Origin of the sequence: Hymenobacter telluris (genome assembly GCF_017313265.1) — a bacterium.
GTDB lineage: Bacteria > Bacteroidota > Bacteroidia > Cytophagales > Hymenobacteraceae > Hymenobacter > Hymenobacter telluris.
Genome location: NZ_JAFLQZ010000004.1, coordinates 193324 through 214808, shown reverse-complemented (window position 1 = coordinate 214808; position 21485 = coordinate 193324). Strand labels below are relative to the sequence as shown.

Sequence of the window (21485 nt, the reverse complement as noted above, 5' to 3'; positions counted from 1 at the left end):
TAATTTAATTGTTGGCCGCACAAAGGTCATGAGAACAAGCAACCATTCAACTATTAATCACTTAAACCATTTTACCGCGCACAAATGCCGCGGTACGGGCAATACTGGCACTTTTCCAAGTCGTCGGTTTTGCGGATGAACTCGGTGGGGTCGAGGATGCGGTTGACTAGCTGGCCGAGCAGCTCCTCGCTACGCGCCATAAAGCTCTGCCCATCAGCCGTGAGAAACGACATATCCGCCGACATCGGACCGGCCGGAATGTTGCGCAATGAAATGATGGCCGCGTCGGCGGCGGGCCGGCCACCCTGCTCCAGCATGAAGCGGTAGAGCCAGAGCTGGCGCACTTTGTCAGCGGCCGAGGTATCGTCGCGGATGAGGCGGTCGGCGGCTTCGGCGGGCGTTTCGTTGCGCTTTTGCAGCTTCAGCTCGTGGGCGTGCACGAGGCCGGTTTTGTAGTCCACTACCCGCAGGCGGCCGTCGGGGAGCTGGTCTACCCGGTCGGCAAAACCGATGAGGCTGACGGGCAGCTTCTCGCCGCTGGGCAGGGGCACATACACGGTAGCTTGCAGGCCTTCCTCGATGCTTTGAATCAGCAAAGGCAGAGCATTAGGCTGGGTGAGGAGGCTCTCGAAGTAGCGGCGTACCAGCTGGCTGGCCACTTGGCCCAATACGTGGTTGAGGCCCTCGTCGGCGCGGGCGTGCCGCTCGTCTTCCTCTTTACGCAAGGCCTTGGCTACCAGCGCCGGTGCCGCCTGAATCAGGGCCGGAATGGCTGCTTCGGTGAGGGGCTGCTGGTTGCGCTGAAACGGGGCCAGCAACTCTTCCAGCACCTCGTGCACCACCGTCCCAAACCCGTCGGCCCCCAGCGCTTCTTCCACCTCCTCGGCTTCGCGGAAGCGGGCAATCCGGTTGAAGTAGAACTTCAGGGAGCAGTTCAGGTATTCATTCAGGCCTGTTGGGGAGAGGCCTTTGGTGAGCACCTCCCGCAGCGCCTGAAGCATCCCGTGGTCTTTTTCCAGGGTCAGGTCGTTGGTGATGGGGCGTGCTGGCGGGGCCTCACCCCCCCGGCCCCCCTCTCCTAGGGGAGAGGGGGGAGCCACAGCGGCGCGGGTGTTTCCTGGTGGGTTCGGGGTAGATTTATCTGCTAGTACGTTCTCTATTTTTGCCAGTACCGCCGGCAGGTGATTTAATACTTCTTCGTTGCTGAAACGCAACAGCCGGAAGCCTTTTTTATGCAGTTCGTAAGTGCGGCCGGTGTCGTACTCGGCCTGCTCTTGCTGGTTGTGAATTTCACCATCTACCTCAATTACCAGCCAGTTATTCAAATTCACAAAATCAACAATGAACTGGTCAATATGGTGCTGGCGCCTGAATTTGGGGCTTCCCGCCAGTTTGCGGCCCCGCAGTGCTTGCCATAGGGCATCTTCCGCCTCTGTGGGGTTTTTACGCATGTCTTGCGCAAAGACTTTCGTTTTCTCGTAGGCCTTCGGATTCGCTGTAGTCCAGTGTAAAGTGCCGTCGTCGTACTGTCCAACCGTCTCTTGCGTACTGGAAACCGGAGCGCCTAGCTCCCCCTCTCCCTTAGGAGAGGGGGCCGGGGGGTGAGGCCCCGTTAGCACCGACGCCGTCAGATCGTCCAGCACCAGTGCGGGGTTCTGGGGTAAGAGGTCGTTTTGGAGTTGCAGCAGGAAGCGGCTCCGTTCGCCGGTGCGGGTGCCTTCGGCGCCGGGCAGCACGTGCACCAGGTCTACGCGGCGGGCGCGCTGGAGCAGGCGCCAGAACTGGTAGGACGTGGCGGCTTCGTGGTCGGCGTAGGTGGGCATGCGGAACTCGGTCAGCACGTCGTAGGGGAACAGGGACGTGTGGCGCTTAGGAGCCGGCAGCACGTTTTCGTTGCAGCTGAGCAGAATGATGTGGTCGAAGTCGAGGGCGCGGGTTTCCAGCAAACCCATCACCTGCACATCGGCAATAGGCTCGCCCGAAAACGGCAGACGGGTGCGGGTCATCTGCTCGTACAGGAACCGCCGGAACGAGCGCACCGACAACCGCTGCTCCCGGCAGTCGAACACCGAATCCAGCCGCTTCACCAGCGTGAAGAACAGGTACAGGTACTCGGCTTCAATGGCGGAATGCTGCTCGGTGTAGACCTGTTTCAGCAAGTCAATCAGCACGTAGCACGCGTCAATAATATCGTCGCAGGTGTCCCAGGTTTTGAACAGGGCCTCGATGAGCGGGTGGTGCTTGCCGATGTCGAGCAGCTCGGTGGCGGGCAGCAGCACGGCGTTGCGCTTCACAATCTCGCGGCACACCCCGTCAAGCAGGCCGTGGTATTTCTTGGCGGGCTGGCGGTCGAGCCACTGTTGGTAGCGGCGCAAAAACGGGTGGCTCAGCAGCTTGGTTACGGCCAGGTGGTGGTAGCGCGGCACGCCGTAGCCGGTTTCGGCGGTGCCCTCCCGGATACCGGTCAGGTGCACCTCAAACAGCAAATCCACGAGGTTGAACAGGGGCGTGCTCTGGAAGCTGAGGCCCATGGTCACGTTGTAGTCGGGCACGGCATCGGGCGGGAGGCCGTGCAGCACGGGCAGCAGCAGGGTTTCATCGGGCAGCACCACGGCCACGGTGCTGTTGGGGAACTGGGTGCGGGCTTCGGCGAGCAGCTGGCCGGCCACTTTGCCTTGCATGCTGGCGTTGGCCACGCCCACAAAGCGCACGTACCGGGGCAGGCTGCGCAGCAGGTCGGTGGGCGCGCCAAAGTCACCGGACTCAGGTGGAGCCCAGCGCTTGAGGTAGCTTTTCAGGTGCTGCCCGGCGCGGTTCGGTGAGTCAAAGTCGAGGTAGAACAGGTCGGCGTCGAAGCGTACTTCGGCCCGGCCGGCGCGGTGCAGCACGTCAATCAGCGTGAATTCCGCTTTCGAGAGGTAGCCGAGGCCCAGGAAAACGTGCTTGGCGGGCGTAGGGCCGTTCTTTATCTGGTCGGTCATGCGCTCGGCCGCCAGCCGGTAAGCCAACCCCGGATACGCCACCCGGTCTTCCAGCATGCGGCGGCGCAAGCGGCGGTACACTTTCGTGAGGTCGTCCCAGAACTTGAAGTAGGCGCCGGTTATCGACTGCGGCGAGGGCGCATCGTCCAGTTCCCAGCGTTCCAGGGCCTTGGCCTGCGAGAGGTACTCAAACACCTTATTGGCGGGGGCCAGGTTCTGGTCGAGGTTGGAGAAGTCCTGGAGCAGCAGCCCCGACCACCCCACGAACCTATCGAAATCCAGGTCGGCGTCGATGCCTTTGAGGATGTCGAATAGCAGCAGTTGCAGCGCAATGGGCTCTTCCACCTGCACGCCGGCCAGCTCCACCATGTAGTCTTCCATGGCCGCCACGCGGGGGCTCCACAGCGCCTCGCCGGCGCTGGTAGCCATAGCCAGCTCGTTTTTGAGGTAGACCACTGCCCGCCGCGTAGGCACCACCACCACCAAATCCGACAGCTCCTCGGGCGAATAGCGGCTCACCAAATCGTGAGCGGCCTGCGAGAGAAACGAGTCGGTGATGGTGGTAGGCGGGGCGGTGGGGGAAAGGACTTGCGAATTCATGGAAAGTAAAGATACCTTGCAGCCACCCAGAAAAGGCGCGCCAGCATCGGAAATCGGGTGGTTGTCGTTATGAACATCTTGAAGGCCTGCGCAAGTGCCATTCTACTCAGTGGGTTAGGTTGGGGGCTATTCTCGTGCAATCAAACCCCACCCGCCGCCGAAACCGCCACCGCGCCCCCCGTGCCGCCCGATACCACCGCAGCAGCCCCAATTCCCGCGCCGACCGTCGATACCACCAACTGGATGGGTTATCGGACCATTAAAGAGGGGGCTTCCGATACCACCTTGCTCATCAACGACCAGCGTTATCGGCTACTATTAACAGCCGAGCCTGATTCGAGCCGGCCGTTACTGGCAACGTGGAAGCAAGCGGGTGGGGTGGATACCATGCGAGGCGTAGATGCGCGTTACCGTATTGTACTCCGCGACGCCACTGGCAAGACGGTGCTTGATAAGCAATTGCGTAAGCCAGCTTTTTACTCCGCCGCGTCGAAGGATGTGGTGATAGGAGGCGTGCCGCGGCGGCCTCAGTTGCTGGCGTATGCGCCGCCCTGGCAGGCGCTGGTGTTTGCCTTTGACTTTTGGCTGGACGGTAGTGACGTGGGGGAACAATGCGTGCTGATGCTGGGCTTGGATGGGCAGGTGCGCGAATTATCCAACAGCAACACCTTTGGAGGCGGTGGCTCTGACTGCATGCCCCGGTTTTCGCCGAAAGGGCAAGCTATGCTGACCTGCAACAAGCTGCTGCTACCCGGTCGAAAGCCCATTGTACTGTTAAAATCGAAGGCAGACCTAGTAATGGCAAGTTTTCTTTCTGATACAACGCTGGTCACGATATATGCCTACGGCGAAAACCACTACGGATACGATGCCGACAGTTCAATTCAGTCGATGCATTTTGAAGAGCCGCCTCAGATGCGCAATGTTCCTAATGCCTTCGTCCTGAACCTACGAGGACAGCAGCTCGCCAGGTTCCGTTACAACGGCTACACCGACGAGTTAGGCTACTATGTGCGTCGCCACTACCTTCCGCAGACAAACACCTACTATCTATTGGATGAAGAACGGGGTTTACGGCTGATTGATAAGCGCAGCCCCACTGCCACGCGGGAGGTGCGCTTTCGGCAGATGACGCGCTTCAAGCCACCGCAGAAACCTCGCGAAGTACGCTTTCAGATACAGGGCATTGCCGATAATCTGGAGTTCTACGCCGACCAGGACCACCCGGAGCGGCTGCGCTACCGCAAGGTGGCAGTTCAATAAAGGACTCTTCGCATCACCACTATTTCAAAATCCAAGTAGCATCTACTATGATTCCGGACTTTCTGGCGCCTTACGCCACTCAGTTAGAGCAGTACAAATTGGAGAGCATCAAAATCAAGGCTACTCCGCTGGACGCCGACCAGCCCGCTTCCGCCGACAGTAAGTTTCGGGGGCTGCCGCACTTGCCGTTGGCAGTGCCCTATCCGGTTGACGACGCCGGGAAACCCATGCTGCTACTAGCGCAAATCAATTTGCAGGAGTTGCCTACCAACGGCATACTGCCCGCAGCGGGGCTACTCCAGTTCTATATATCAGTTGTTGATTACGTTGATATGGACCAATCAAAGGTGTTGTATATTAATCCTGAGCAACTGGAAACAGAAATCCGGAAGGACTACAGCTTCCTGCCACCGGATCATTACGACTATAGCCCCATCAATTGTGAGCATCAATTAACGTTTGAGCACGCTAGCGAATACGCCTCAACCGAAGACCACCGGTTTAAGCTGAAATTTGGTGGTCTGGATGGGTATGAATATGCTGAATCATTGCCTGACGATAAAAGGAAGATATTTGAGCAATTCTCAGATAGTGCTGGCCACAAGCTGGGCGGCTATGCTTTTTTTACTCAGGGTGACCCGCGCCAATATCAAGCTGAGTCTAACAGAGACATTCAGCTTCTGCAAATCGACATTGATCAACAAATTATGTTTGGAGACTCAGGCGTAGCGCATTTTTTCATTGATGAGCAGGCGTTGAAAGAGGGCCGTTTTGAGGAGGCGTATTTCTACTGGGACTGTTGCTGATAAGCCACAGCTTTAAGCTCCTCTTTAACTCGACAGCAGCCGTTACCGTACCCTTTGGCAGTATTTCACTGCAAAAAACGGTTTCCATGAACCCTACGCAACTTAGCTACGAACTCCGCAACGGCCAAAGCGCCGACCTTACCCGCCGCCGCTGGATTATCGGCCTTTCCATCCTGGGGGTGGCGGCCGGCCAAATCGTGAGCCTCTACCAAACCGGCATCATCAAGCACCTGCCCGACCCGCCCATCGGCCCCTTCGATTCCGACAAAGTAGACGCCTCCGACTACGGCTACAAGCGCCTCGACACGCCCGACGCCCTTCCCATGATGGTCACGTACGGCCTTACCGCCTGCCTGGCCGGAGCCGGTGGCTTGCACCGCGCTTCGCAGCAGCCGCTGCTGCCGGTAGCTATGGGCCTCAAGACCTTGTTTGATACTCTGACCACCGTAAAGCTGGGGCAGGAAGAATGGCAGGAAAACAAGGCGCTGTGCTTCTACTGCCAGGTGGCCAGTGTAGCGTCCGTGGCCTCCTTGGCGCTGGCCGTGCCCGAAGCAATTAAAGGCGTTAAGAAGCTGCTAGGCAAGGGGTAGCAATTTTCAAGAGGGAAAACCCGCTCCGTCTGTCATGCTAAGCTTGCCGAAGCATCTCTATCGCGCTAGTATATAATTTACTTTGGCGGTAGAGATGCTTCGGCAAGCTCAGCATGACACACGGAGCAGGTTTTTAGTGAAGAAACGGCATCTTGTTCATGCTAAAGCAGCTTCTCGGGCCGTATCGGCAGTTGCCGGACTCGTTTGCCACAGGCGTGAAATACGGCGTTGGCAAGGGCCGCGGCGGTAGGGCCCTGGGCGGCTTCACCGGCCCCCAGGGGTGGCTCGGTGGTGCGGTTCAGCACGGCCACTTCCACCAGCGGCACCTCATCAAAGCGGAAAATAGGGTATTGCTCCCACTGCCGGGTCGTGACTTGCTGGGTGTTGAAAAGAACTTCTTCGTTGAGCGTCCAGCTGGCTGCCTGAATGAGGCCGCCTTCGGTTTGGTTGCGGAGGCCATCAGGATTAATAACCTCGCCGGCGTCAATAGCCGACCAGATTTTCAGCACCCGAATCGTGGCACCGTCTTCCTCGGGCGCTACACTCACTTTGGCTACCACGGCGCAGTAAGCCGCTTTGTTTTTGTAGCGCGCGAAGGCCACGCCCAGGCCTTGGCGCGCGGCCAGCTTCTCGGAGCGTACCATGTCGCGCACCTTCCGAATTACGGCTTTGGCCCGCTCATCGGTGAGGTGGCGCAAACGGAACTCGTATGGATCCTGGCCGGATTTCACGGCTAGCTCCTCCATGAAGCATTCCAAGGCGAAGATATTGCCGTAAGCCCCTAAGCTACGCAGCGCCGATACCCGTAGCGGCCCCTGCACGTAGTGCGTGTCCACGCGCACGGCCGGGAAGTCGTAGTACGGCTCGGAGTTGCGGTAGATGCCGCCGCTGAAGTCGTCCTCGGGCTTGGGTAAAAGCGGCGTGGCGCGGTACTGCGCGGCCAGCAGCTTTTCGGGCGAGCCCGCCGGCCGGGTACTGTGCGTATCCGACCATAGCTCGTGCTGCCAGTGCGTAATGCGGCCGGTTTTGGGGTCGAGGCGGGCGGCCATATCAAACAACATGGCGCTGCCGTAGGGCTCCCAGGCGTGCTCGTCGTCGCGGCTCCACTGCACCCGTACGTGGCGGCCCGGTACGGCGCGGGCCAGTAGCGCGGCATCGGCCGCCACATCGTCGGCGCCGTTGTGGCCGTAGCAGCCCGAGCCGGGTACGCCTTTTACGTGCACATTGTCGGGGTTGATTTTCAAGAGCTTGGCCAGCGAATCGCGCAACGGATACACGCCCTGGCTGTGGGTCCAGACGTGTAACTCGTTTTTGTCGAACAGGGCCACCGCGCAGCTTGGCCCGATGGAGCCGTGCATGAGGTAAGGCTTGAAGTAGCTGGCGCGCAGCGTGGCGTCGGTGGCGAGGCTGTCCACGTTGCCTTTGTCGGTGGTGCGCTTGTCCACGGCGGGCAGGCTGCGCAGGTGTTCGGCCAGCGGCTGGTCGGCCGGCAGCTTACGGCCCCCCGACCAGCGGGCGTGCAGCCGGCCGTAGTCCTGGGCCAGCTTGGCATCGTACTCGCGCTCGGCCAGCACCGCCACAAAACTGCCGTCGATTACCACTTGCAGCACGCCCGGTACGGCCTTTTGCAGGGCCTTGGTGTCGAAGCTGGCCAGGCGCCCCTCGTAGCTGGGTGGGCGCAGGATGCGGGCGTGCACCATGCCCGGAAACCGCAGATCCTGCACGTAATACGGCTCGGCCCGCACCATCTGCTCGATGTCGGGGCGCGGTATAGATTGGCCTACGTAGCGGTAGTTGGCCTTGGGCTTGAGTTGGATGGGCAGGCGTACTTCATCGGTGAGCTGCTGGCCGCCAAGTAGTTGCGCGAAGCTCAGCTGGCGACCAGTAGAAGCATGCACGGCCCCGTCGCGGAGCGTGAGCCGGCCAGGCGTGGTTTTGAACTGGGCGGCGGCCAAAATCAGCAGCTTCTGCCGGGCCGCCGCCGCCGCGTAGCGCACCGACATGGCGCTTTGCTCGATAGACGCACTGCCGGCGGTGTAACGCTCATCGGGGGTGCGGCCGGTTTCGGCCAGTACCACCTCCACCCGTTCCAAGGGCATATCCAGCTCCTCGGCGGCTATTTGCGCCACCGCGGTTCTAATGCCCTGCCCGATTTCAATCTTGCCGGTCAGTACCCGCACCCGGCCATCGGCCAGCACTTCCAGCCAGGCATTGATGCGCGGATTATCCTGCAAGCTACCCGGTAGCTCTGGGTTTCCGGGGGCTGCCAGCAGCGGATTGGCGCCAAACAAAACAAACCCAACGGTCAGACAGCCAACCCCTTTCAGAAAGTCGCGGCGCGAAGGAATAGGAGCGGAATCGTGTGGCATTGGCTTGTAGCGCTAAGCTCCCACGGGGCGTGGTATGGCGGAAGCTGAGCTTGCTGATGAGTGGAACAGGAGGGAAGGTATTGGCACTGACCGCAACGGGCGCTACACGCCGGCGGCCCGTTGCACGGCCTTGATGGCGCGGGCCTGCACGCTGCACCGGCACAGCACCCGAAACAGCCCGTTGCGAATAGCCGCTTCATCGGGCTTCGGGTACTGCCGCAGCAACGATACCGCCGACATCACCATGCCGTTCAGGCAAAAGCCACACTGCGCGGCCTGCTCCTGCACAAAAGCGGCCTGCACCGGATGCAGCGTGCCGTCGGGGGCGGCCAGGCCTTCGAGGGTGGTAATGGCCACGCCGCCCGTCACCTGATGCACGGGCAGCTGGCAGCTCGGCCAGGCCACATCATCGAGCAGCACCATACAGGCACCGCACTGCTGCAAACCGCACCCAAACTTGGGGCCGTTCAGGGCCAGGTCGTTGCGCAGTACATAGAGCAGGGGCGTAGCTGGGTCGAGGCGAAGGGTGTGTTGCTTCCCGTTTACCAGCAGAGTCAAGTTAGCATCCATATAAAAACGTACTGGCAGTTAAGCGAAAAAGATGCGCAAGCTAGCAGGCCCCGCAGCTGGCTATGCCAACTACCGCACGGTACTGGCTGGCAAGGTCGTTCAGCGAGGCAGTGAGCTGTAATTCCGCGCTAACGCCATATACCACTGGTTAGTACGTAGGAGGCCTGGCTCAGTGTAGCGGCTTCCCTGCTAAACCAGCCTTACTCTGCCGCTGTGGCACTGGCCTCAACGGGGGCTTCGTAGCTGCTTAAGGAGCGCATGGCCAGCAACAGACTCCCAACGGTAAGCACCCCTCCGGTCAGGAAAGGCGCGCCGGGGAATTGCACCGGGGCGCTGGGGCCAGTGAAGTAGGAAAACAGATTGGTCATTAAGGGTGGCCCCACAATGGCCGTGAGGCTAACCAAGCTGGTCAGCGCGCCCTGCAGCTCGCCCTGCTCATTAGGTGGCACCTGCCCCGACATAATGCCCTGCAAGGCTGGCCCCGCAATACCGCCCAGGCAGTAAGGCACCAGAAACGCAAACATCAGCCAGCCCGTTGGGGCAAACGCAAACAACACAAAGCCAATAGCATACAGCCCTAGCCCTAGCAGTACCGACCGGGTAGCGCCCAGCTTGGGGTTGAGGTACCGGATGAGTACGCCCTGCACCAGGCCGGTAAGCAGGCCCACGGCGCCCAGCGAGTCGCCCACCCGGCTTTCGTTCCAATGAAACTTATACATGGTATAGTAGGCCCACGTGCTTTGGGTGGCGTGGCCGGCTATGTAAATCAGCACCAACGAGCCCACCATGCCCAAGATAACCGGGTAGCGGCGCAGCAGCTGCAACGAGCCAATGGGGTTGGCGCGCGCCCAGTCAAAGGGCCGGCGGTTTTCGGGCGCCAAGGATTCGGGCAAGACGAAAAAGCCGTAGAGCCAGTTGAGAAACGTGAGGCCGGCCGCCACCAGAAAAGGCACCTGCGCCCCAAACCCAACCAGCTTGCCCCCGAGCACCGGCCCAATAATGAACCCCAACCCAAACGCCGCCCCAATCAACCCGAAGTTCTTCGCCCGATTTTCCGGCGTGCTGATATCGGCAATGTAGGCGCCGGCCGTAGTGAAACTCGCCCCGGTGATGCCCGCAATCATGCGCCCCACAAAGAGCCACCCAATGCTCGGGGCGAAAGCCAGAAACAGGTAGTCGAGGCCGAAGCCGAAGAGGGCTACCAGCAGCACCGGCCGCCGCCCGTACTTGTCGGAGAGGTTGCCGAGTACCGGCGAAAACAGGAACTGCATGCCCGCAAACGCAAAGCCCATCCAGCCGCCGTAGCGCGCTGCGGCGCTGAGCGGTTCGCCCGTGAGGTGCGTAATCAGCTTGGGCAGCACCGGAATAATGATGCCGAACCCGATGACGTCGAGCAGCAGCGTGATAAAGATAAAAATGAGCGCAGGCTTGCGCGCCGAGCCAGTTTGGGGTGCTAGCATATGTCGTGAGGAAGAGAATCCTAAAGGTACCGGCTTCAGCGCAGCGAGTTGCGCGTATGGTGGTGCTTCAAAAATAATTACCTATTTAGTGGCTCCTTGCCGTTGATTGCTTGATTTTTATTGACACCCGCTCTCCTTGAACAGAGGTTAGCTTTATAACAAACTCTCTATGCTGTTATTCTTCGGAATCGGTAACACGCGTATCACTACCGTACCATTGCCCGGTGTTGCCTGTGTGCACTGTGGCACAACTACTTCTCTCACCAGCACCGTTGTTTCGCGCTACTTCCACCTGTTTTGGATTCCGGCTTTCCCGATAGGAAAAACCAGCGTAACCGTGTGCCAGCACTGCAAGCAAACCCTAACGGCCCGCGAAATGCCTGCTGCTTACCAAGTTCCCGTACAAGCTATTCAGGCGCAAGCCCGCATTCCGCTTACCAATTTTGCCCTGTTGATACTCCTCGGCGTGGCTATGGTGTTCATCTTCGTGGTGGCCAAGACCACCCCGCCCGATGCTGACAGCGAGTCGTCTTCCGCCGCCAGTGCTGCCGCTTCCACCGGCACCGCCGAAAACGCCTTTCGCGACGAGCAAGTGGCAGTAGGTGCCCGCTACAAGTTCAAAGCAAACGATGATGGCCGCAGCTACGGGTTGGTGCAAGTCACAAAGGTGACCACCGACAGCGTGTATTACAAGATGACAAATGCGCTTCGGGGGGAGTTATCGGACGCCTCCGCTGCCTTGGCCCTGCGCGACTCCCTGTCTACTGCCGTTCCTACTAATGCAGTGGCAAAACTTCAGTGGCACTACGCCACCACCGGCCAAGGGATGTTCAAACCCCTCAATGAATAGGTAGTGCAGAGGCTAGCGCTACTAATAGACTCCAACCAGGGCACTAAGAGGCTGTTTGAGTTAGCAAAAAGGCAGTCAGAACGGTGTAGAGACGCATACTTGCGTCTCGTCGGGCGCTCCGTCCGGCCGATTTTGTTCAACGATGAGACGCAAGTATGCGTCTCTACACCGTTCTGACAATTCGCTCGATTAACTTCTAAACCTGTTCTCGCAACTAAAACACCTGCACTTCCTCACTGCCAAAGTAGTAAAGCACGCATTCCACCTGCTCGTAGCCCAGCTGCCGAAACAACTGGGCATACTGCTGCAACGGCCGCCGGTGCTGCGGCTGCGGCGGTGGCACCTTGAAGTCAACCAGCGTCACGCGGGTACCCGAGCGGCCCGAAGTCAGCGCCGTGGTTCCAAATACCACCCGGTCGGGCTTGTAGTCGCGCCGTTTCACGCCGCCTACCAGTATCTCGCGCTCCGTTTCCACCGATACCTGTGTGCTGAAATAGTGCGCCAGCTGCGGGTGCTGCACCACTTTGTGTAAACGGTCCTGCAAGGCGGGGCGCTCTTTGTTGCTGATAAGGCCTTCCGCTACCAGCTGCCGGGCTACGCGCTCCACGTCGGTGGCCAATACCAGGCGGCGCAGCCCGTAGTGCAGCTTGCGGTTCCACTCGCCCAGCCGCTCCTGCTCGTCGAAATCGAACACCGTATTGGCGTGCCGCCGCAGCCGCAGGCGTTCTTCCCAGGGCGCCGTTTCCAGGTTCGAGAGGTAGAAATTATTGGTTGTTGGTTGCTGATTGGTGGAGGATAGAGGCGCCACCCCGCCTTCCGACAACACAAACGACACCTGCTCGTCCTGCCAGCGGTTTTGGTGCCGTAGGTAGCCATGCAGCAGTTCGGCCACGTTGCGGGCGGCGTTGCCTGGTGTTTCAGCGGCCTCCGTGTCAGCGGAGCTGGCTTTGCGGTTGGTTTCCGGGCGCTTCGTGATGATGTAGAGACGGTGCCGGGGCCGGGTGAAAGCCACGTAGAGCATGTTGAGGCCTTCCAGGAAGGTTTTTTCGCGCTCCTCGGTATACTGGTCAGATAAAACGGTGCGGGTGAGGGCCTTGGAGAGCGGCACCACCGCCACGGCCGGCATTTCCGCCACCGGCTTGTCGGCCTCGGTTAGCCGACCCCACAATAGCGTGGCCCGGAACGGCTCCAGGCTCCAATCGGCAAACGGCACAATCACCACGCCATAGGCCAGGCCCTTGGCCTTGTGCACCGTTGTGATGGTAATGGCGTCGCGGCCGGCGGGGGCGTTGATGCTGAGCGCACTCTTGCGTTGATCCCAGTAAGTGAGGAAGTTATTGAGGTTGTTGCCGAAGCGCAAGCTGTATTCCAGGGTCAGATCCAGAAAGCGGAACAGGTACTCACTTTCACCGTTGCGGCCCAGCAACCCAAACAAGCCGATGAGTCGCTCCGTGAGTTCGTAGAGGCCAAGGTTGCCGGTTTCCTGCTCCCGCAAATCGTAGCCCAGCGCCCGGAACTCGTCGTAGAAGTCGCCGGCGTGGTCGGCGTTGGCCAGCGTGGCAATGTGGCGGGCCCGGTTGGGGGTGGGGGCCAGCTTGCGCACCACCTTATCGAGCAGCAGCAAGGCTTCGGCCCGCGCCAGCGTGTCGGCAGGCTGGTTGAACACCCGGAAAATAGCCACCAGCAGATTCACCACCTCCGCAAACTCCAACGACAGCGAATCGGCGGAAATAATGTCGTAGCCACGCTCCTTCAAGAACTTAGCCACCAACCGGCTCCCCCGCCGCCGCCGACTGAGCACGGCAATGTCGCGCAGCTGAAACCCGTCGCGCAGGGCCTGCTCCACCAGCGCCAGCGTGAGGTAGAGGGTGCTTTCGTCGTAGTCGAGGCTGGCTCCGGCGGGGTAGCCGGGCAGCAGCGCGTCGTCGTACGTGCCGTGGTCGGCGTCGTAGAGTTGAGCCGGCGCAGCGTCCTGCGTGAATAGAATTTCTACGTGGCCCTGGCCCGCGGGGACCTCACCCCCTAGCCCCCTCTCCGAAAGAGAGGGGGAACTAGTTTTAGTATCTTTTTCTAGCTCTAAATCGAAATCGGTAGCTCTGGTGAAATCGAAGTCCTCGGCTGTATAGCTAGCACTAGTATCTAGAGCTAGTTCCCCCTCTCTTTTGGAGAGGGGGCTAGGGGGTGAGGTAATCGTTGGGCGTGAGGTTCCCCCCGGTACCGTCTGCTGAAAATCCGCGCCAAACAAGTCCTGCACCAACGGAAACGTGGCGTGCTGCTCCCGAATGTGGTGGAAGAAGCTGTTGTTGAAGCCCACAATTTCCGCGGCCGAGCGGTAGTTCACGTTCAGCGAAACCGGCTCCAGGGTTTGGTCGAGGGTGAGGTACCGCTCCCGCAGCAGCTCCTGCATTTCGGGGGTGGCGGCGCGGTTTATCAGGGCGTCGGTCTGACCCTGGTGCAGCCGCAGAATCTGCTCCATCTCGCCGCCCCGCCAACGGTAAATGGCCTGTTTGGCGTCGCCCACGGCCAGGCTGAGGTTGTCGGTAGCCACGGCGTTTTCCACCAGCGGCAGCAGGTTGTTCCATTGCAGCACCGACGTATCCTGAAACTCGTCGATGAGCAGGTGGTTGTACCGCTCGCCCAGCCGCTCGTACAGAAAAGGCACCGGCTCGGTAAGCACGATGCTGGCAATACGCCGGTTGAACTCACTGATCAGCACAATGTTCCGCTCCCGGCTCACCTGCTCCACAATCTTGTTCATTTCGCTGAGCAGGGAAGCGTGAAACAGGTAGGGCTGCATGGCGGCCAGCAGCAGATAGTCGGGCAACACGGTGGCGCGCAGTTGCTCGAATTGCTCGTAGGCGGTCAGCAGCGCTGCTTTGGCTTCATCCACACGCTGGCGGTCAGCGGCGGTTTTCACCTTGCCGCTGTACCACTTATCCTGCTCCACGGTGGCGCGCACGTAGCTATTCGCTTCCTTTTCGGGCAACAGGCGCTCGTCCCATTTCGTGGCGTACCCGAAGATGCCGCTGCGGCCCTGGTACAAGTCGGTTTCCGTAACGCCGGCCGCGGCCAGCGCCGCCGTGGCCTGCTCACCTACCGCCCGAAACTCGCCTTCAATCTGCTCCCGCCGCTTGCGGAGTGTCTCGTGCAGCCGCCGAAAATCCTGGAGCGTGAGCGTCTGGAGCTGCGCCACGGCTTCGTGCACGGTTTCATTGAACAGGAAGCCACCGAATTCCACCAGCTCACCCGCCAGGTTGTTCCAGCTCTTGCCTTCCTCGGCCCGGCTCAGCGCGTATTCGCTCAACGTACGCGCCAGCAGCTTGGAATTTGGGTCGCGGTTCACCTTTTCCAGCAGCGCCGCCACGGCAGTTTGCAGCACGGCCTCGGTATCCAGCTCCACCTCAAACGTGGCCGGCAGCCCCAGCTCCCGGGTAAAAGCCGTGACAATACGCTGCACAAACGAGTCGATGGTACTCACCGCAAAATCGGCGTAGTGGTACAGCACCAGCCGAAACGTAGCCTGTGCCCGCCGCCGGACTTCCTGTTGCTGGTCTGCGGCCGTGCTGGCAAAGCGCGGCATCTTACCTTCTTCTGCTAGCTCGGCCGCCACTTCTGCCAGCAGCATATCCGGCTCGCCCTCAGTGGGGTACGCAAACTTGCGCAGCGCCCCAATGATGCGCTGCTTCATCTCGCCCGCCGCATCGTTAGTAAAGGTGATGGCCAGCACCCGCTTGAAATACCCCGGGTCTTCGTCGCCCAGCGCCAGCTTCAGGTATTCCTTGGTAAGCTGATACGTTTTGCCGGAGCCGGCAGAAGAAGAGTAGATGCGGAAGGTGGCGGGCATTATCTTGTGGAGGTATTATTTCAAAAACAGGCCAACAATTAATAACATTGCGGTCATTGTAAATTGCTATAAATCATTTAATCAAACGTTATATGAATCATCAAGTAATCACATCGTTAATATGGTTTGGAATATACCTCGCATATACAGTTTGGGTATTTCTCATGGTTCTGTTACTGTTTGGGCTATTCAAAAGGCGTATAGAACTTGTAAAGCAGACAATTAAATACCTTGTTAATTCACTGATATTTATTGTCGCATGGTCATTTTATTTTGAATTGGCAATAATAGTAAGGCCGCCAGTAACTGAGTCGTTGGAGATGTGGATTGATCGACACGTAACTGCAAATATTTATATTTCTTTAAGTGTAACAATCGTTCTTTTTATAGTCAACTTGCTATTCTATAGTAGGATAGAGAAAGTAGGTCGCAAATCTGATCTGCTGCTTTTAAGTATTTTAGGCTGTGTGATTTTGGTTGTTAGTGCATGGGTCGCTGGGCAATATGCTTATTTCGGTATGTTGGAAGAGCTTTATAGAACTTCACGATTATAACTGAAAAGACCTGCTGAACTCACCTTACACCGGTCCCCACAGCCGCGCCACCATATCCGGCGTTACGCGGGCCGGGCGCTTGGTCTGCGAGTCCAGGAATACCCATTGGGTTTCGGCTTCGCAGAGTAGCTTGTTATCGGCGGCCCGCTCAATGCGGACGAAGCGCTGGCTTTGTGCGCCGCGCACGTCGCCAATCCAGGTAATGCAACGCAGTTCATCGCCGAGTAGGGCGGGGTGATGGTAGCGGATGCGGTGTTCCAGTACCACCCATATATACGAGTGCCCTTCGCTGGGCGGGTAGGCCGTGTGCCAGTGTGCCGCCGCCGTGTCCTGCACCCACTGCACGTACTGCACGTTGTTGGCGTGGTCGAACTCATCAATGTCGTGGGGCTGCACCGTGATGAGGCGCGAGAAGCGGAAGGCGGGCGTTTCCATAGCGTAGGAGAGAAGCGAACAGTAGAAGGCAAAGGAACGCACAAACGCCCACCTCCCGAAGCTCAACCCTATTTCCGGTTCACAATATAATATTGTGTCATGGCGCTACGAAGTTGGAAACTTCTTCTATCTTTGAGGCAGTTTAAGAAAAAGAGGTTTACGCTGTCCAGTTGAGTACTTTCGTAAGGAAGGGAAAGCGGAGTTGAGTACCGCTTTTCTTAGAAAACATCCATCACAAAAGTACCATGCAGACAGGAACTGTAAAATTTTTCAATGAGACCAAGGGTTTTGGTTTCATCAAAGTGGACGAGACTGGCGAAGACATCTTCGTTCACGTTACCGAGTTGATCGACGAAATCCGTGACAACGACAAGGTTCAGTTCGAAATTGCTCAAGGCCGTAAGGGTCTGAACGCTGTGAAAGTTAAGTTGGCTTAGTCCATCCGCTTTCCGGATACGATTGAAAAGCAGGCTCCAAAGAGCCTGCTTTTTTTGTGTTCTGTTGAGTTAAAACGCGCAGCAGACGTGCCACGCAAAGTGGAAATAGTAGAGAAAGTGTAGCAATTGCGTTTTATTATCCCTACCTTTGCAGCCGCATTTGAGAACGGCCTCGTTCCGCGCAGCTTGTAGCTGCCTAAGTATAAAAATTGTTGGCCGGCTTTGTCTTCCGTCCGTTGCTTCCGTCACTTGTCGTTGTGAGAGAGTGGGAGAAGAGCGTCGCTGAATCCGCTGTTTTCAGAGCGTAGTGTCTCCACTCCATCAAAACACAAAATGGAAAAAGTAAGATTTGAAGAGCTTTCGCTCTCAGAAGAAATGCAGCGCGCTATTACGGAAGTAGGCTACGAAGAAGCCTCTCCGATTCAGTCTGCTGCCATCCCCGTGCTGCTCGAAGGCCGTGACGTAATCGGCCAGGCCCAGACGGGTACCGGCAAAACGGCCGCTTTCAGTATCCCTGCCATTGAAAACATCGACACCAACTCGCGCGAAGTGCAGGTACTGGTGTTGTGCCCCACCCGCGAACTAGCGGTGCAGGTTTCCGGCGAAATCCAGAAGCTGGGCAAGTACAAGCGTGGTTTGGCCGTAGTGCCTATTTACGGTGGTAGCTCCTACGACCGGCAGTTCCGCGCCCTGGAGCGTGGTGTGCAGATTGTAATTGGTACGCCCGGCCGCGTAATGGACCACATCGAGCGGGGTACCCTGAAGCTCGAAAACTGCAAGATGATCATCCTGGATGAAGCCGACGAAATGCTCGACATGGGCTTCCGCGACGACATCGAGACGGTGCTCAAGAAAATGCCTGAGGAGCGCCAGACGGTGTTCTTCTCGGCTACCATGAGTAAGCCGATCATGGAGATGACCAAGCGCTACCAGAAGGATCCGCAGATTGTGAAGGTGAACCATCAGGAAATGACGGTTACCAACATCGAGCAGAGCTACTTCGAGGTGCGTGGTCCGCAGAAGAAGGACGTGCTGACCCGCCTCATCGACATGTACAACATCAAGTCGGGCATCGTCTTCGCTAACACCAAGCGCATGGTGGACGAAATTGTGGGCGATTTGCAGGCCAAAGGCTATTTCGCCGAAGGTTTGCACGGCGACATGGGCCAGCAGCAGCGCCAGAACACCCTCGACAAATTCCGCAAAGGCACCCTGGAAATCCTAGTGGCCACCGACGTAGCCGCCCGCGGCATCGACGTGGAGAACGTGGAAGTGGTAGTGAACTACGACCTGCCCGCCGACGAGGAATACTACGTGCACCGCATCGGCCGTACGGGCCGCGCTGGTAAATTGGGCAAAGCCTTCACCTTCGTGAGTGGCCGCGACATCTACAAGCTGCGTGACATCATGCGCTTCACCAAAGCTACTATCAAGCAGGAGCGGGTGCCGTCGTTCGAGGATGTGTCGGAGGTGAAAACCACGCTCATGCTCAACTCTATTAAGGATGTCATCACCAAAGGCAACCTTGATAAGTACGTGAGCCGCGTGCAGCGTTTGCTGGATCAGGATCAGGAAGATGGTATCACGTCGTTGGACGTGGCTGCGGCCTTGCTGAAAATGACGATGAAAGAAGATAAGCGCGCCCAGGAAAGCCTCGATGCGAGCCGCACCCAAGGTGCTGCCCGCCCCGGCTACACGCGCCTCTTCGTGACGATGGGTAAGAAAGACCAGATTCACCCCCGCGACATCGTGGACCTGATTGCCGAAAACACCGGCCTGACGGCTGCCAAAGTGGGCGACATCTCGCTCTACGACAAGTTCAGCTTTGTAGAAGTACCGTCGGAATTCACCGAGGAAGTGGTTAGCCAGCTGGGTCGTACCAACATCAACGGCCGGCCGGTTTCCTTCAACGTGGCGACGCCGCGGCAGGAAGGCGACGCCCAACAGGAAGGCGGCAACTTCGGTGACCGTCGGCGTGGGCCAGGTGGCTTCGGTGGTGAGCGGCGTGAAGGCGGCTACGGCGGCAACCGGGGCGGCGGCAGCTACGGCGGTGGTAACCGTGGTGGCAGCTACGGCGGCAACCGTGAAGGCGGTAGCGGCTACGGCAGCCGCGAAGGTGGCTTCGGTGGTAACCGCGGCGGTGGCAGCTACGGCGGCAACCGGGGTGGCGGTAGCTACGGCGGTGGTAACCGCGGCGGTAGCAGCAGCTACGGTGGTGGCTACAAAGGCCGCCGCGACAACCAAGGCGACTAGGAACGCGGATTTTGCAGATTGACGCGGATTGTCATGGATTTTGGTGACGATTACCGCTTGGTCTAATTGCTTTGCGTGCAATACAAACAAAAAGGCTTACCATCTCTGGTAAGCCTTTTTGTTTGTTGATCTATTGAGTTAAACTTCAGTCGTCACCAAAATCCGTGGAATCCGACTAATCTGCAAAATCCGCGTTCTAGGCAGCAGAATCGCGCAGGGCTTTGATTTCGTCGTGGCCTTGCTTGATGCCGGCGTACTGCTTTTCGATGATGGATTTCAGCTGGCCGGGGAGGCCTTCAGCTTTCAGGGCCGTTTCGTAGGCTTTCTTGGCGTAGTCTTCGCCCCGCTCGCACTCAGCGAGGATGGCGTGGCGGCTCTTGCTGGTAATAGCCGACTTCAGGTTGATGAAAGCGCGGTGAATGGTGCCGGTGATGGAGCTTTCTTCTTCAGCCTTCAGGTTGAGCTGGTGCATCTGGTCTTCCAACTCGGTGAGGTAACCGTCGCGCTGTACGGCGTATTTCTTGAATACCTCCTTCAGATCATGATCCTCTACGTCGGTAACGGCTTCGGAATATCCTTTTTCGCCGTCTTTCAGAGTTTCGAGGAGTTCGTTGAGGAGGGCTTGGGTTGCTTTGGCTTCCATGAGGAAAGAGAGTTTGTGTTTGGGGAAGAATAATCTGCACTCCTTTACTGCGAAAGTAAGTGCAGGGTTGCCCTAAACCGGTTGCCTTTGGTACTACGCTACCGCCAAAGCAGAAGTGTTGGTAATAACACGCTAAATGGGACGGCAAAACAGGGGAGTGGACGGAGAGATACCCGCAATGCTAGCCAACCTTGCTGCATAAACTGGTTGCAACACCGAGACAACCAGCAGGAGAAATACAGGCTGGAATACTCGGTAAATACCAAGAATTTATACGTCAATAAGTAGGTATAAACCTCAACCAGAGCGAATTGGTGGCGTATTAGGGCAAATGTAGTTCCGTTCTTTTCTTTCCCTCCTAATCCCACCATTATGGAAAACGAACAAAAAGATCAGCTCAATCCGATGAATGCCGGCAGCGGCGTTTCGCCTGGAACTTCCAGTGGCTCGTCGGATAAAAAAGCAGGTACTTCGTCTGCTACCGGCAGCACCACTACCGCTACTACCAGCTCACCACCCACGGGTTTGTCGGCTACCAATTCTGGCAGTAACCCCACTTCCAGCCAGTCATTGGCGGCTTCTGAAACCAGCATGAGGGCAGGCGGCCTCGGCAACGAGAAGCGCACGGAAAACAAAGAAGCCAGCCCTACTTCGCTGAAATCGGAAGTCAAAAAAGCGCCAACCGCCAAGAATACTAGTTCTACTGCGGCCAAAAAACCGGCCGCACCTTCGTCCTCTTCTGCTTCAAAATCTCCCACCTCCAAAGCAAAAAGCAAAATGAATTCGTCGGAAAATCAAAGCCAGAACCACCTCCACGATGCCACTAGCCGCCATGATATGGGTATGGGCAGCCAAGACCAAAACGACCGGAATGAATCGTGGAATAACAGCATGAGCGGCAATATGGGCCGTAGCGACTACGGTAACTCGCAGGGCGGCTACGGCAATCAATACCGCGACAACAACGACCAGCAATACGGAAGCAACCGGGGCGGCCAGTATCGAAACGACTATTCGTCGTACGATTCGGGCCGTTCTTCGTATCAGGACCGCGACGACCGAGGCGGGTATGGCTACGGCAGCAACCAGTATGGGAACATGGGCCGCAACGATAATGACCGCAGCAACTATGGCTACGGCCAGAACCGGAGCAGCCAGCAAAACTGGGGCAATATGCGCGACAACGACCAATCAGGCCGCTACAACGACGACCAGCAGCGTTGGAACGGTGGTAATCAGTCGTCGCGCAACGACTACGATTCGCGGCAGGATTGGGACCGGAACCGGGGCTACGGGGACAACGGCCGGATGTCGTCGGGGTACGGCAGCAACTACGGCAACGACCGGTACGAGGGCAACCGCGGCTACGACCAGGACCGGCGCTCCAACTACGGTGGCAGCCAGTATCGGAACCAAGACAACGACTACCGCTCCGGCCAAGGCAACTATGGCCGCAACGACTACGGCCAGGGCGGCTACAACCAAGGCGGCGGTTACGGCCAAGGAAATTACAACCAGGAGAGCGGGCGGAGAAACTCCGATAACGACTATTACTCCGACCGGAACCGCGGGTACAACCAAAGCGGCATGGGCAACCAAGGCAACGACATGCGCAACGGCAACTACCGGAACGAGGGCATGTCGGACAGTCGGTCGATGCGGAATACCTCCGGTAACCGGGACTGGCAGCACGACCAGGACCGGCGCAATCAGTACCGCGCCAACCAAGACGATGACATGGACAACAATTCGTCGCGCCGAAACCGTGACAACGACGACAATCGGTACTAACGATGTTGTAGTGTAAGTAACCAGTAAAAAGCCATTCTG

Annotated in this window: 15 protein-coding genes; 8 read left to right on the top strand and 7 right to left on the bottom strand. The window is 58.2% G+C overall.

The annotated features are described in order from the left end of the window. Positions 1-71 precede the first annotated feature (71 nt). Complete coding sequence (locus tag J0X19_RS08295) at positions 72-3581, bottom strand: PD-(D/E)XK nuclease family protein (protein WP_206983778.1); 3510 nt, start codon at positions 3579-3581, stop codon at positions 72-74. Positions 3582-3650: 69 nt separating this feature from the next. Between J0X19_RS08295 and J0X19_RS08290 the strand changes: the two genes are divergently transcribed. The 3 genes from J0X19_RS08290 to J0X19_RS08280 all read left to right on the top strand — a co-directional run bounded on the left by J0X19_RS08290 (position 3651) and on the right by J0X19_RS08280 (position 6240). After that, entirely contained in the window at positions 3651-4844 is a 1194-nt protein-coding gene (locus tag J0X19_RS08290; RefSeq protein ID WP_206983776.1) for a hypothetical protein, read from the top strand. A 47-nt stretch (positions 4845-4891) separates the two neighbouring features. Then, the gene (locus J0X19_RS08285; RefSeq protein ID WP_206983775.1) at positions 4892-5650 is read left to right on the top strand and encodes a YwqG family protein; all 759 of its coding nucleotides are present in this window, start codon (positions 4892-4894) and stop codon (positions 5648-5650) included. 86 nt (positions 5651-5736) lie between these two features. After that, positions 5737-6240: a vitamin K epoxide reductase family protein gene (locus tag J0X19_RS08280; RefSeq protein ID WP_206983773.1), complete on the top strand. Its 504-nt coding sequence runs from the start codon at positions 5737-5739 to the stop codon at positions 6238-6240. Positions 6241-6401: 161 nt separating this feature from the next. Here J0X19_RS08280 and J0X19_RS08275 read toward each other — a convergent pair whose 3' ends face one another. The 3 genes from J0X19_RS08275 to J0X19_RS08265 all read right to left on the bottom strand — a co-directional run bounded on the left by J0X19_RS08275 (position 6402) and on the right by J0X19_RS08265 (position 10639). After that, complete coding sequence (locus J0X19_RS08275; protein WP_206983771.1) at positions 6402-8609, bottom strand: xanthine dehydrogenase family protein molybdopterin-binding subunit; 2208 nt, start codon at positions 8607-8609, stop codon at positions 6402-6404. A gap of 102 nt (positions 8610-8711) precedes the next feature. Continuing rightward, positions 8712-9179: a (2Fe-2S)-binding protein gene (locus J0X19_RS08270; RefSeq protein ID WP_206983769.1), complete on the bottom strand. Its 468-nt coding sequence runs from the start codon at positions 9177-9179 to the stop codon at positions 8712-8714. 200 nt (positions 9180-9379) lie between these two features. Then, entirely contained in the window at positions 9380-10639 is a 1260-nt protein-coding gene (locus tag J0X19_RS08265) for a TCR/Tet family MFS transporter (RefSeq protein WP_206983766.1), read from the bottom strand. Between the two features lie 169 nt (positions 10640-10808). On the opposite strand from J0X19_RS08265, the gene J0X19_RS08260 reads away from it, so the two are divergent. Next, positions 10809-11489: a zinc-ribbon domain-containing protein gene (locus tag J0X19_RS08260; RefSeq protein WP_206983764.1), complete on the top strand. Its 681-nt coding sequence runs from the start codon at positions 10809-10811 to the stop codon at positions 11487-11489. Positions 11490-11703: 214 nt separating this feature from the next. Here J0X19_RS08260 and J0X19_RS08255 read toward each other — a convergent pair whose 3' ends face one another. Continuing rightward, entirely contained in the window at positions 11704-15333 is a 3630-nt protein-coding gene (locus J0X19_RS08255; RefSeq protein WP_206983762.1) for a UvrD-helicase domain-containing protein, read from the bottom strand. Positions 15334-15497: 164 nt separating this feature from the next. Between J0X19_RS08255 and J0X19_RS08250 the strand changes: the two genes are divergently transcribed. After that, a complete protein-coding gene (locus J0X19_RS08250) occupies positions 15498-15887 on the top strand; it encodes a hypothetical protein (protein WP_206983761.1) in 390 nt (129 codons plus the stop codon). A 24-nt stretch (positions 15888-15911) separates the two neighbouring features. Here the strand turns inward: J0X19_RS08250 and J0X19_RS08245 are convergent, their stop codons facing one another. Then, positions 15912-16322: an acyl-CoA thioesterase gene (locus J0X19_RS08245; protein WP_206983760.1), complete on the bottom strand. Its 411-nt coding sequence runs from the start codon at positions 16320-16322 to the stop codon at positions 15912-15914. 245 nt (positions 16323-16567) lie between these two features. Between J0X19_RS08245 and J0X19_RS08240 the strand changes: the two genes are divergently transcribed. Together J0X19_RS08240 and J0X19_RS08235 are read left to right on the top strand one after the other, a co-directional pair. Then, positions 16568-16759, top strand: coding sequence for a cold-shock protein (locus tag J0X19_RS08240; protein WP_022824769.1), 192 nt, complete (start codon positions 16568-16570; stop codon positions 16757-16759). A gap of 375 nt (positions 16760-17134) precedes the next feature. Beyond that, a complete protein-coding gene (locus J0X19_RS08235) occupies positions 17135-19012 on the top strand; it encodes a DEAD/DEAH box helicase (RefSeq protein WP_242582297.1) in 1878 nt (625 codons plus the stop codon). A 196-nt stretch (positions 19013-19208) separates the two neighbouring features. Here the strand turns inward: J0X19_RS08235 and J0X19_RS08230 are convergent, their stop codons facing one another. Further along, on the bottom strand, positions 19209-19655 hold the full coding sequence (locus J0X19_RS08230; RefSeq protein WP_206983758.1) for a PA2169 family four-helix-bundle protein: 447 nt from the start codon (positions 19653-19655) through the stop codon (positions 19209-19211). 372 nt (positions 19656-20027) lie between these two features. Between J0X19_RS08230 and J0X19_RS08225 the strand changes: the two genes are divergently transcribed. Next, complete coding sequence (locus J0X19_RS08225; protein ID WP_206983757.1) at positions 20028-21446, top strand: hypothetical protein; 1419 nt, start codon at positions 20028-20030, stop codon at positions 21444-21446. Positions 21447-21485 lie beyond the last annotated feature (39 nt).

Bases quoted from the DNA above. Each gene is read 5' to 3' on its own strand.
- J0X19_RS08255 (WP_206983762.1), bottom strand. From the start codon at position 15,333: ATGCCCGCCACCTTCCGCATCTACTCTTCTTCTGCCGGCTCCGGCAAA.
- J0X19_RS08235 (WP_242582297.1), top strand. From the start codon at position 17,135: ATGCAGCGCGCTATTACGGAAGTAGGCTACGAAGAAGCCTCTCCGATT.
- J0X19_RS08240 (WP_022824769.1), top strand. From the start codon at position 16,568: ATGCAGACAGGAACTGTAAAATTTTTCAATGAGACCAAGGGTTTTGGT.
- J0X19_RS08290 (WP_206983776.1), top strand. From the start codon at position 3,651: ATGAACATCTTGAAGGCCTGCGCAAGTGCCATTCTACTCAGTGGGTTA.
- J0X19_RS08285 (WP_206983775.1), top strand. From the start codon at position 4,892: ATGATTCCGGACTTTCTGGCGCCTTACGCCACTCAGTTAGAGCAGTAC.
- J0X19_RS08280 (WP_206983773.1), top strand. From the start codon at position 5,737: ATGAACCCTACGCAACTTAGCTACGAACTCCGCAACGGCCAAAGCGCC.
- J0X19_RS08260 (WP_206983764.1), top strand. From the start codon at position 10,809: ATGCTGTTATTCTTCGGAATCGGTAACACGCGTATCACTACCGTACCA.
- J0X19_RS08245 (WP_206983760.1), bottom strand. From the start codon at position 16,322: ATGGAAACGCCCGCCTTCCGCTTCTCGCGCCTCATCACGGTGCAGCCC.
- J0X19_RS08265 (WP_206983766.1), bottom strand. From the start codon at position 10,639: ATGCTAGCACCCCAAACTGGCTCGGCGCGCAAGCCTGCGCTCATTTTT.
- J0X19_RS08275 (WP_206983771.1), bottom strand. From the start codon at position 8,609: ATGCCACACGATTCCGCTCCTATTCCTTCGCGCCGCGACTTTCTGAAA.
- J0X19_RS08250 (WP_206983761.1), top strand. From the start codon at position 15,498: ATGGTTCTGTTACTGTTTGGGCTATTCAAAAGGCGTATAGAACTTGTA.
- J0X19_RS08225 (WP_206983757.1), top strand. From the start codon at position 20,028: ATGGAAAACGAACAAAAAGATCAGCTCAATCCGATGAATGCCGGCAGC.
- J0X19_RS08295 (WP_206983778.1), bottom strand. From the start codon at position 3,581: ATGAATTCGCAAGTCCTTTCCCCCACCGCCCCGCCTACCACCATCACC.
- J0X19_RS08230 (WP_206983758.1), bottom strand. From the start codon at position 19,655: ATGGAAGCCAAAGCAACCCAAGCCCTCCTCAACGAACTCCTCGAAACT.
- J0X19_RS08270 (WP_206983769.1), bottom strand. From the start codon at position 9,179: ATGGATGCTAACTTGACTCTGCTGGTAAACGGGAAGCAACACACCCTT.